The organism is Zobellia sp. OII3, from assembly GCF_002211465.1.
GTDB lineage: Bacteria > Bacteroidota > Bacteroidia > Flavobacteriales > Flavobacteriaceae > Zobellia > Zobellia galactanivorans.
Genome location: NZ_MWRZ01000001.1, coordinates 1745342 through 1756401 on the forward strand (window position 1 = coordinate 1745342; position 11060 = coordinate 1756401).

At 44.4% G+C, this 11060-nt stretch carries 9 protein-coding genes; all 9 read right to left on the bottom strand.

Features of this window, described 5'->3' with window-relative positions:
• Positions 1–40: 40 nt before the first annotated feature.
• The 9 genes from B4Q04_RS07090 to B4Q04_RS07130 all read right to left on the bottom strand — a co-directional run bounded on the left by B4Q04_RS07090 (position 41) and on the right by B4Q04_RS07130 (position 10980).
• Complete coding sequence (locus tag B4Q04_RS07090; RefSeq protein ID WP_088696351.1) at positions 41–1240, bottom strand: glutamate-5-semialdehyde dehydrogenase; 1200 nt, start codon at positions 1238–1240, stop codon at positions 41–43.
• The gene (gene proB / locus B4Q04_RS07095; RefSeq protein ID WP_088696352.1) at positions 1241–2026 is read right to left on the bottom strand and encodes a glutamate 5-kinase; all 786 of its coding nucleotides are present in this window, start codon (positions 2024–2026) and stop codon (positions 1241–1243) included.
• Positions 2019–2834: a pyrroline-5-carboxylate reductase gene (gene proC / locus B4Q04_RS07100; RefSeq protein WP_013993773.1), complete on the bottom strand. Its 816-nt coding sequence runs from the start codon at positions 2832–2834 to the stop codon at positions 2019–2021. The genes proB and proC overlap by 8 nt, the downstream gene beginning before the upstream one ends.
• A gap of 54 nt (positions 2835–2888) precedes the next feature.
• A complete protein-coding gene (locus B4Q04_RS07105) occupies positions 2889–3080 on the bottom strand; it encodes a hypothetical protein (protein WP_013993774.1) in 192 nt (63 codons plus the stop codon).
• Between the two features lie 433 nt (positions 3081–3513).
• Positions 3514–4497, bottom strand: coding sequence for a family 43 glycosylhydrolase (locus B4Q04_RS07110; protein WP_088696413.1), 984 nt, complete (start codon positions 4495–4497; stop codon positions 3514–3516).
• Positions 4498–4573: 76 nt separating this feature from the next.
• Entirely contained in the window at positions 4574–5836 is a 1263-nt protein-coding gene (locus tag B4Q04_RS07115; RefSeq protein WP_088696353.1) for a DUF6786 family protein, read from the bottom strand.
• Between the two features lie 21 nt (positions 5837–5857).
• Positions 5858–7459 carry a sulfatase gene (locus tag B4Q04_RS07120; protein WP_088696414.1) on the bottom strand — a complete coding sequence of 534 codons (1602 nt, stop codon included), beginning with the start codon at positions 7457–7459 and terminating at the stop codon, positions 5858–5860.
• A gap of 9 nt (positions 7460–7468) precedes the next feature.
• Positions 7469–9382, bottom strand: a complete 1914-nt coding sequence (locus tag B4Q04_RS07125; RefSeq protein ID WP_088696354.1) for a glycoside hydrolase family 97 protein — start codon at positions 9380–9382, stop codon at positions 7469–7471.
• A 17-nt stretch (positions 9383–9399) separates the two neighbouring features.
• Positions 9400–10980, bottom strand: a complete 1581-nt coding sequence (locus tag B4Q04_RS07130) for a sulfatase family protein (RefSeq protein WP_088696415.1) — start codon at positions 10978–10980, stop codon at positions 9400–9402.
• Positions 10981–11060: the final 80 nt, after the last annotated feature.

The following is an 11060-nucleotide window of genomic DNA, read 5'->3' on the forward strand; positions in this document are numbered from 1 at the left end:
AGTAAAAAAAGAAAAGGGAGCGATTTGATCGCTCCCTTTTTTATTCCCTTATTTGTCCTTCGCCAAAGACATAGTATTTATTGGTTACCAACTGCTTGAGCCCCAATGGGCCGCGATGGTGCAATTTATCGGTGCTAATGGCCAATTCTGCGCCAACTCCCATTTTTCCGCCATCGGTAAAACGGGTAGAGGCATTTTGGTAGACGGCTGCACAATCTACCTGCTCCATAAACCGTAGGGCGGTTTCCTTGTTCTGTGTCATGATGGTCGCTGAATGTCCTCCGGAGTGTTCATTGATGGTTTCAATGGCATCCTCGGTTTTTTCTACGGTGCCGATGCAACATTTCAGGGCTAAAAACTCTTCTTTCCAAACCGATGTTTCGGGGATTAAAGCTTCGTCCTTCAATACTTTTTGCGCGCCTTCATCGACCAAAAGGCTTACCCCGTTTTCTTTTAGTACGTGTGCCAAGTCCATCATTTTTCGCGAAAAATCTTCAATATTGGTGTGGATAAGGATTTTGTCCAAGGCATTACACGCCGATATCTTGGCGGTTTTAGCATTTAATATGACCTGTAGGCTCATTTCCCAGTCGGCCTGCTCATCGACATACAAAAAATTATTGCCCCTTCCACTTACCAATACGGCACAGCTGGCGTGTTCCTTTACAAAAGCGATCAACCGTTCACCTCCCCTTGGGACGATCAGGTCGAGCTTTTGGTTTGGATTTTTCAAGAAGGCCCGGGTTTCTTCGCGGTTGAGGTTCAATAGTTGAATGTAATCGGTCGAAAGGTTGTTTTCCTTCAGGGCACGATGCCAAAAATCGACAAGTACGGTATTGCTGTGAAGCGCTTCCTTACCACCCTTTAAAAGAATTTTGTTGTTCGCTTTGAAGGCTAGTACGGCCGCTTCGATCGTAACGTCGGGCCGTGATTCGTAAATGATCATTATAGTGCCAAAAGGCGCTGTTTTGTTGGTCACTTTTAAGCCGTTCGGTAATTCTTCCTCAGAAATATCCCTTCCTACGGGATCCTCTTGCGAACGTACCTTTTGTACCGCCGCGATCATTTCTTCTATTTTCTTGTCGTCTACGATCAGCCGCTCATAGAGGGCTTGGTCGTTTTTATTGAAAAGTTCCAGGTCTCTCTTGTTGGCTTCCAGTAGTTCCGTTCGGTTTTTGTCCAAAATGCGGACCATGGAATCCAGTACCTTGTTCTTTATATCCGTTGTAATCAGTTTCATTTATACTTCCTGTTTTTCGAGGGCCACTCGGGTCCCCACGTTTTTTCCGTCTATAATATCGATTATCGTACGGTCTTTTTTTCCGTTGGCGATATAGGTGGGTATGCTGTTGGCGGCGGCCTGCTGGGCATAGTCTAGTTTTGAGCCCATACCGCCCCTGCCTTCACCGGCAGCCTTGTTACTGTCTTTGATATAGGCTTCAAAATTGTCTTCCGGTCCTACATGTGGAATAAGGTCACTGTCTTCGGCATTCGGATGGCCAGTGTAAAGTCCGTCAATATCGGTGAGGATGATCAACTTATCCGCATTCATCAATTGTGCGATCAAACTGGCCAACTCGTCGTTATCTGAAAACATAGACATGGTAACGGATACCGCATCGTCTTCATTGGCTATGGGAATGACCCCTTCGGCTAACAGGCCTTCACAACACTTGATCATGTTCTGGCGGTGTACGCCTGGACTAAAATCGCGTTTGGTGGGCAGTACTTGGGCACATTTCATACCGTAATCATGAAAAATATTATAGTAAAGGCGCATCATTCGGGGTTGGCCGATGGCCGAATATACCTGTCTTCTCTGGGTATCGTTTTCAATACTTGAATTGCCCAATACTTCCTTGCCCGCGATTACCGAACCTGAAGAGACCAAAATGGTGATGATGCCACGCTCATAGAGCTCGGCAATCTGTTCTACCAACCGGCGGAGTACGGGGCGTACGATACGATTGTCTTTATTGGTCATTACGTTGGTGCCGACCTTTATAACGATGAGTTCCTTATGCATAGTTCTCCTCTTTGCCTAATTCCACTGCGCGCTCAAAAGCTGCAAAAGCCGCTTCCTTGATCAGTTCGCTGACATTGTTGTCGTCCATCGAGTCTAGGGCCGCCTGTGTGGTACCTCCCTTACTGGCCACACGGTCCATCCAAGAATTAGGGCTAAGGTTGTTCTGGTTGAAGAGCTCAACGGCGCCAGTAAAGGTCTCGCTCACCAAAACACTCGATACTTCTTTCGAAAAGCCCATTTGTAGGGCGGCCTCCATCATGCTTTGCATAAAATAGAAGACATAGGCCGGGCCACTGCCCGATATGCCCGTAGAGGCGTCTATAAAGTTCTCGTCGCGTACCCTAATGGACTTTCCTGTGGTGTCGAGTAGGCTTTCCACGGTCAAAAGCTCTATTCTTGACACCTCCTTTGAAGAGGTGTAAGAGGTGAGTCCCTTGCCGACTTTGGCCGGTAAGTTGGGCATGGCGCGAACGATCTTGTTCAGGCCGGTATGTGTTTTTATGGCATCAATGGTAACGCCGGCCATAATGGAAATCAAGATTTGGTCGGAATGGACCAAAGGTTTAATGGTCTCGAACAAGGCGTTGGCGTGGTAGGGCTTTACCGCAATAAAGATGATGTCTGCTTGGGGCACACATTCTTCCAACTTTTTAAAGGCATCGAAATGCGCCATTTCATTTAGCTCTTTCAGTTTCTCTTCGGAACTGTCTAGCACCATGATGTTCTTTTTTTTGAGCAATTTAGATTTAGACATGCCTTCAGCATAGGTCAATCCCATATTTCCGGCTCCGATTACTAGTACTTTCATGAATTTGTTTTAAGGAGTTCTTGTGAATTTCTAAGTAAAGTCTTGTGGTTGTATTTAGATAAAGAGTTGACAGTCGTCGTAGTTCTTTATTTTTCCGTAATAGGTTTTACGGTATTTCTGCAGGGTGCTGATGGGCAGCCCCAAAAAGTAGCGTTTGATAGAAGTTACCCTTGTGGTCAGGGCCCCCATTTTTTCACTGTAGTGTTTTTCTGTTCTTGTTTTTCTTTTGATATATAATAACCTCATAAAATGTATTTAGCTTGTAACATATCATAATGAATAGCTATTACAAATATGAAATGTTAAGATTTTGTTATTGTAGTCTAAATAGACTTTTATCTTACTTAAAATGTAGGTTATTTCAATATGTATGTAGTTGTTTTACAGGAAAACACATGACAATGCTAATCTTGAAGTTTTAATAAATACGGTAGTTTTGAAAAAATATAAAACTTTTAGGGGCTTTTGTTTTGTAGGAAACAATCTTACATGATTTTGCGCCTTTAAAATCGACTAAGTCATGTTGGTTTGAGGAGAGGTTGACTACGGGTGATTGAAAACACCCCATTGAAGGAAGTATTTTTTGGGGTAAAAGAGGAAAAAGAACGAAGGCCGGTTCGGTGTGTTTGAACGAGGTTATTTCCCTGCCCCGTCACCGAATGATTATAGTTTGTTGTTTTTACTTCATTTCATATCGCGTCAAATAGGTTAGGCCCTTTCTTCCTTTCATGGCTATGCCCCAAACCGGAAATTCTGCTTTGTGTTCGCTGCTTTCAAGATCAGGTCGGTATAGACCTGGGGCTTGTGGGATATCGGTCAGGCTATCGTGAAGTGTTATAAAATGAATGCCGTCTTCGGCATAACTGATGGAGGAACTGATCGAGGCCAAAGCGGCAACGCCTTTATCTTTTTTCCAAATTAGAACCTCGTGGCTTTTGTCGAGTAAGGGAGCCTTATGTTTTACGTAGGGACCTTCCGGTCGTTGCGCGTAAGCTACGCCCATTTGTGTTTTTGAAGGTCCTTGCTTACCATGGATAATGGAGCGCCCTTTGTAATAGAGCCCTATTTTATCGTCCCTTACCAATAAACTGGCATCATCGATCCTATAGCTGTCAAAGGCTTCCGGTGTTTGGGAGATTTCAAGTATGGGATTGTTTTCCACCCTCTTAAAAGGCCCTTTCGGATGATCGGCTACTGCAAGTCCGATGGCGGTTATATCATTTATCGAATTGTTTTCGAATATATGGTCCTTATTTCCGGGTGTAGGCTTCACTCCTGTATAATACAGGTAATACCGCCCTTCATAAGTTAAGATGTTGGGGGTAAAAACCGATTGACTGTCAAATTTCCCTTCACGGCCTAGCCCCAGTGCCATGCCCTCTTCCTTCCAAGTAAGTCCCTCGTCTACGGAGGTCGCATACCAGATAGAACCCCAATAGCCTGCGGTTTGGGGGCTCTCCATTTTTGTGTACCAAACATAATACGTGCCATCCACTTGAATGATATCGCTATTGTCTCGTCTGTTAAAAAGGGAGTCATGCCCAATGCCCTTGACCTCTTGGTAGGTAAACCGGACCGATTTAAGGGGGTCATCGGTTTCTTGTTTTTTGATCGCTTTTTCACTGGTTTGCTTACAGCTTGATAAAGCGAATAGGGCTATCATAAAAAGACTGATAGGATAAAGCGTACTTTTTTTTGGCCACTTTGCGCGATTTGATTTTTGATTTCTTGCCATAGGTTTAGTTAAAGGCCTTTTTGATGTCATCTATGGTTACTCCGAATACTTGCTTTATTATGGGCGCCAAGCTATTTTCATTCCCTTCAATATGAAAGGTGTGTTGGATATGCGTTCCGCTCTCACCGGCCTTTAGTGCCAAGGCAGGGGAGGAGGTTTCCAGTTCGTAAAAAGGGCCGAGGGGCTTTTTGCCGGGAGCAGGGGCGCCGTCATTATAGGAATTGATTACATCTCCCGAGTAGGGTTCTTCCTGTATTTCCCACATCGAATTTACGTAATCGCTTATGCCCTCGGGTTTGTTGTACTTTAAAATGGTCAGTATTTTGTGTTCCGTATCATAAGAGCCCGCTATGTTTTTTGCGCGAAGGGGAGGTAGGCCTATCTTGCTCCGATACTGTCCGTCACCGCTAAAATAGAGAACATTTTCTCGAACAACCAATCGTTCTGGTGGGACTTTGCCAAAGTAGGTATCGTTTACGACTGCGCCCAATCGGTCTTCATTACCCGAGATATAGGGTATGACAATGGTTGTTTTAGGAGAAGGGTTGAACATGCCCAAGAGCCATATCGATACCAGTCCGGAATCTTTTTTCCAGTCCTCTTTTCCGGTGTTGGTTACGGTATTTGTGGTTTTATAGGCCACGGCCCTAGTTTCCCCCAATGTACCTATACCAAGTTCTTTCTGTATTTCTTCTGGGGATAAAAGTGTTATTTCACGTTCAATGCCCAAGTCGAATTGAAATCCTGAGTAATTGGTCAACGCGGCGTTTTTGGTAAATACCACCTTGTTCGGGGCACTGCTCTTTATATCGAAAGGTTCTAAGTCTATAAGCCTTGGAGTTTGCCAGTTTTCTAAGTTGAACTCATTCCCTTCCTTAAAAAACAGTGAATATTGCCCGCCTTCGGGGCCTAGCCAAAAACGTTCTTCTCCACCAAAGGCATTGATGTGCTCTAGGGTGTCTTGTGATTCAAAAAGTTCCCTATTGATCCATCCATAACTTCGTCCGTCTGGTCCTGATGAACTACTGGTCATTACTCGACCTTGTAGATTAGGGGCTAGGGCGACTTTGGACTTGCCCGATGGATCCGATAGTTCTATTATCGGGGTATAGGTTTTCATAAAGCTTAAATCATCCTCGTAAGGGGTAAAGGTTAGGGTATCTACGGCTTTGGGGACTTGGGTTTCTTTTTTCTCCGATTTACAGGCGGTCATGGCCATGATAAGGAGTAGGGGTATGAGGTACGGGTGGGTGATAGTTGTGTTCATGTTTATTATGTTGAGTTTTTATTATAGTTGGCTTCCCCACCAATTTGTATTGGGCTGCCAATCTGGAGATAACATCTTTTCGCGTTGTTTTTCCAATCGAGGCATCAAAATATTTCTATTGTTTTCCAGCTTTTGTTTCCATGCGGTTTCGTTCCATGAAGCGTCTTCTTCGGCATATTCGGTTTGCATAGCTTCCAGCCAGGCCAAGAGCTCTTCTTTCATTTCAAGTGTCAGGATTTCCTTTTCAGTCGAGCGGTCCTTGGTTTCTCCCAAATCCGTATCTAAATCATAAAGTTCCGTGTGGCCGTCTTCCCAATAATGAATGATTTTCCAGCTTCCCTTTCGCATGATGGAAACGGGCTCCCCTCCTTGATTGCCGTAATGCGGATAGTGCCAATACAAAGGTCTTTCGGCAATGCGCCCTCCTTTTAGCAGTGGCTCAAGGCTTACCCCATCTGCGTGGTGTTCGGGCTGAAGGGGAATATCGGCTAAATCTAGAAGGGTGGGGAATAGGTCGGCACCGGAAACGGGTACCTGGTTGTGGGTTCCTTTTTGTGACATCCACGGTACATAGATAAAATAGGGCACGCGCAATCCGCCTTCCCATTGATAGCCTTTACCCCCGCGAAGATCGAGTTGATTGGTAGAAAAATTATCCCCCGAGGTAACTCCTCCATTATCGGAAGTAAAGACCACTATGGTGTTTTTGTCGAGGTCGAGGTCCCTTAAAGTTTGTAGAACACTGCCAACGGCCTCATCTACTTGCTCTATCAAACCTGCATATACGGGATTGTCTTGGTATTTTCTGGCCGGTAATACCCGTTCCATTTCAAAACCTGTTTCGGCAATGCCCATACGTTCGGCCTTGTCCCTGTACTTTTTCCATTTGGCCTGTGTGGTCTGTATAGGGGAGTGAACGGCGTAAAATGAGAGATAGGCTAGAAATGTTGAGTCTTTTTGTTCCCTAATAAACGTTGAGGTTTCCTTTGCGAGCTTCATAGAAAGCGACATCCCTTTTTCCTCGGGATAGTCCGTCATTTGCGGATTGTTGAAAGGGGAGAAATAACCTCCGCTATAGGGGCCGCCTTTCTCATATCCGCCTTGGTTGATGTCAAACCCATGGTCTGTGGGCAAGGAGTGGTCCGCTTTGCTTCCTAAGTGCCATTTTCCCGCGAAAAAAGTGGTGTATCCATTATCCTTTAAAACTTCGGGCAGAATAACATCTTCTCGGTCTAAGTGATGTTTGTATTCCGGAGGCAGCAATTTGGTATGTCGGTTGAGCTCTTTCCAAGCCTGTCCTGATTTGGCCCCTTCGTATTGGGTGAGCCCGTGTCTTGCCGTAAACTGTCCGTTCAACAAACTCGCCCGGGATGGACTACAAACGGCGCAGGTGGCATACCCATTGGTGAAAATAGTACCCGACCTTGCCAGACTATCAATATTGGGGGTTTCGTAAAAGGGGCTTCCCATAACGCTCAAATCGGTATAGCCCAAATCGTCGACCACAATAAAAAGGATATTCGGTTTTTTATTTGGTACAAGGCTTTGTTTTTGGTTTCCACAGGAAACTAAACACGCTATGCCAAGGCAAGCTAAAATACTATTTATGGTACTTGTTCTCATTGTCATTTTTTACTTCTTACTTGGTCTGATCCACATACAATGCCCACCGCCGGGCGCTATTTTTGCATTGATAACATCTCCTTTTTTTACGCTTCCCCTTCGTACCTGATAGGCTTCCGGCTTGGTCTTAAAGTGAGTCGCATCGGTATCTTCATAATAGGTAATATCATACGCCTTTCCAGCTTCCAGAAAATCCAAGACAATAGGTAACTCGCCTCCTGGTTCATTATAAACAGAACCGATAAACCAAGACGCGTTATGTCGTCTTGCCGTAGAGATGTAAGCATCCATTTTGGCGTGGAGTATTTTGGTCTCGTCCCATTGTCCTATGGGCATTTCCTTAATAAATTCAAACAGGTCGCTTTTTTCGGTGTAGGCTTCCGGGGCATCTGGAATGCACACAAGCCCGCTAAAAATAATCAAGGTTCTGGCTGCTTCCGCAGTGACCGTGGTATATAGATTTTTGGCTTTCGGGCCTTTTTCCCTTTCCCCAGTATTGACTCCGGTGATATCAAATACACCATTGTTCATATCCAAGGGGCCTTGCAAGGCGTTTATCAATGCCATGCGAATAAAGGCTTGTGGGGTGAAGGCCCGTCTAGAGTCTTGTTGGGCGTGGCAATATTCCCTTGTAATGGCATTCGGATAGGTTCGGGTAACCCCGGTAAACGGTACCGGACTATCGTGAAAGTCGATTAAAAGTTCACTTTCTGCACTTTTTTTAATGGCCTCCCTTGTAAAGGAAACATTGCTTCCCATAAAGCCGTATTTAATTCCTTTGGCGCCCAATTCTTGATAATACGGGAAAAGTGCGGCATCTCCGTAATCTCCTTGGCGTCTGTCATAATACAACAATACGGACACTCCTTTCTCTTTTGCATAGTCCATTACCTTTTGCAAATCGAGTTTGTCTGACATTTCAATTTGTCCTTTGGAAACATCGGTATACCAAGCATCATCGATTATGAAATATTCAATACCGTTCTCTGCGGCAAAATCGATAAACCGTAAGTAGCTTTCCGTGTCTATTCCGTAAGTAAATCCATCTGCTGCGGTATATCCGTGCACACGCCAATCCCATACCGTTTTTCCGGGCTTGATCCATGAAGTATCTTCGAGCGCCAGTGGTGCGGCTACATTTTGTGGAATGGTGTTGGTGAGCAAGTCACCTATGTTTTCTTCTATGAGAACCAAGCGCCAAGGGGTTGTCAGTTTGCTTCCTTCGGAAGTAAATTCGTTATTGGAAATGAGTTTCCCTTTTTTCTTATCGTATTCAAAATCGATTACGGAAAAACCGGGAGCGCTTACCAAATCTGATTCGAGAAGCGATATGTATTTGCTTTGATCGGTCTCTATTACCAAAGGTACTTTCCAGCGGTAAGGAATAGAATCCATTCGCTCCAAATCACTCAAAACAATAGGGCCAATCGGCATACTTTCCCCGGCCGGCATATAGATTTTGTCGGAAGCGGAGAGTCCATATTCCATGTAAAAGGCAGGTTTTTTAGCTATAGGGAATTCATCGGTCATAAAACGGAAGGCACTGCCGCCATCATAGGCACGAATATATAGGGTAGCCGGAACACCTTCATAATCTAGGGACACCTCTAGCTCGTTATACGTGTCTTGAATTTTACTGAACTGCCCCCAAACCGGACTCCAGGTATTAGAGAAGGAAGTAATCTTGGTGTCCGTTACTTTTACTTTTGTATTCGGAAAAATGGACAACGCTGAATTTTCAAGTGTTTGTTGTCCATTTTGGAAGATAGAATAACTTAAAATACCATCGGTATGGGCAAGTGTGAGTTCAATCGATTGGTCCGGGGATTTTAGGATATAAGTATGGGAAGGCACTTTACATGCCTTTGATAGGCTTGCAACGAAGAAGATCCAACCAATTATAAGCCATTTTTTGTTTTTCATAGATAGGACTTAAAGCGTTACTTGGTTACGATTCCTTCAATTTGCTTCCAGCCCTCCATGCCATCGTTCTTCTGCTTTACGCCAGGGGTACTCCGCCCGTCCAATATTATTTTTTTAAGGGCTTTTTTTAGCTCTTTGGCTTTTTTAGGATTGTCCTCGATCCGGTTTTTGGTTTCACCGATATCGTCTTTTAAATTGTATAACTGCATATCGGGTAAATCAAGCTTCTCTTTTTCTATATCCTGCGGTCTAGGATAGCTCCAACCACCAGAGCCTGGGCAAACACTCAGTTTCCAGTCACCTTGTCGAATGGCAAAAGACCCATTGATGGAGTGGTGGACTATATATTCACGAATGTCTTTATCCTTAGTGCCTTTGATCAAAGAAAGCATGCTGTAGCTATCTTCCGCTTCCGTATCCGGAATTTCGTAGCCGGTTAGCTCTGCGCAGGTCGCAAAGAAGTCCGTCGTGCAGATAAGCTTGTCGGAACTTGCGTTCTTCAACCCTTTGCTTGGCCATTCTACGATAAAGGGTACGCGGTGTCCGCCTTCAAAAATATCCGCTTTGGTTCCCCTAAAAACATAACTGGGGTCATGGTCAACCTTTTCAAGCTCTTTAAAGTCGGCTTTTGGCGAACACCCGTTATCACTGGTAAATACCAATAGCGTGTTTTCTGAAATGCCTTGACTTTTTAGGGTTTCCCGTATTTGGCGTACCACATCATCTACTTGCATTACAAAATCTCCGTACATATTGGTATTGCTTTTACCTAAAAATTCAGTGGTCGGTAGAATTGGGGTGTGTGGGGCAGGTAAGGGGAAGTATAAAAAGAAAGGCGAGCTGTCTTTTGCGTTCTTCTCTATATAACCTACGGCTTTGTCCGTTAGATCTTGTAGTACCGTGGCATGTACAAAATCGTCTGAAGTAAGTCCTTTTCTCCAAATCCCCTTGTCGTCTACGGATACAGTGGTTTTCGTCGGCACCATGGTGGGCCTATCGTTTTCGATATAGACGTATGGGGCCATATCCAAAGAACCACAGAATCCGAACGAATAATCAAAGCCGTGGGTAGAAGGCCCATTTTTTACAGGGACGGAAAAATCAACCTTTGGGTTTACATTCAGTTTGTCATGCTCTAAGTTGGCATTTTCGTCCTCGATCGCCCAATCCCAACCAAGATGCCATTTTCCGATATAAGCGGTGGTATAGCCTTGGATTTTTAGCATTTCGGCCACGGTCGTGCGCTCTTGTTTGATCAAAGATTTTGAATAGCCGCTTAAAACGAAACTTTTTAGGGAGCTACGCCAATTATAGCGCCCTGTTAAAATGCCGTATCGGGTTGGGGAGCACACTGCGGATGAGGTATGTGCGTCAGTGAACTTGATGCCATTGGCGGCCATGGTGTCGAGGTTTGGTGTCGCGATTTTGCCTTTCGGATTAAAGCTTTTAACATCGCCATAGCCCAAATCATCGGCAAGGATATATATGATATTAGGACGGTCGACTTTTTGGTTTTTATCTTGACCGAAACTGGGCCCGCAAGCTAGAAACGTATAGGATAAAAGGAGTAGGAGGGTGGTAGGTTTGTTGGTGAGCATCTTCTTTGTTAGTTTGTTTTTTTTTTTTTTTTTTTTTTTATTTTTTAATTTTGCCAACTAACTTAAGAAAACTTTTATAG

Coding starts and splice junctions, on each gene's coding strand:
- B4Q04_RS07090 (WP_088696351.1), bottom strand. CDS start 1,240: ATGAAACTGATTACAACGGATATAAAGAACAAGGTACTGGATTCCATG.
- proB (WP_088696352.1), bottom strand. CDS start 2,026: ATGCATAAGGAACTCATCGTTATAAAGGTCGGCACCAACGTAATGACC.
- proC (WP_013993773.1), bottom strand. CDS start 2,834: ATGAAAGTACTAGTAATCGGAGCCGGAAATATGGGATTGACCTATGCT.
- B4Q04_RS07105 (WP_013993774.1), bottom strand. CDS start 3,080: ATGAGGTTATTATATATCAAAAGAAAAACAAGAACAGAAAAACACTAC.
- B4Q04_RS07110 (WP_088696413.1), bottom strand. CDS start 4,497: ATGATAGCCCTATTCGCTTTATCAAGCTGTAAGCAAACCAGTGAAAAA.
- B4Q04_RS07115 (WP_088696353.1), bottom strand. CDS start 5,836: ATGAACACAACTATCACCCACCCGTACCTCATACCCCTACTCCTTATC.
- B4Q04_RS07120 (WP_088696414.1), bottom strand. CDS start 7,459: ATGAGAACAAGTACCATAAATAGTATTTTAGCTTGCCTTGGCATAGCG.
- B4Q04_RS07125 (WP_088696354.1), bottom strand. CDS start 9,382: ATGAAAAACAAAAAATGGCTTATAATTGGTTGGATCTTCTTCGTTGCA.
- B4Q04_RS07130 (WP_088696415.1), bottom strand. CDS start 10,980: ATGCTCACCAACAAACCTACCACCCTCCTACTCCTTTTATCCTATACG.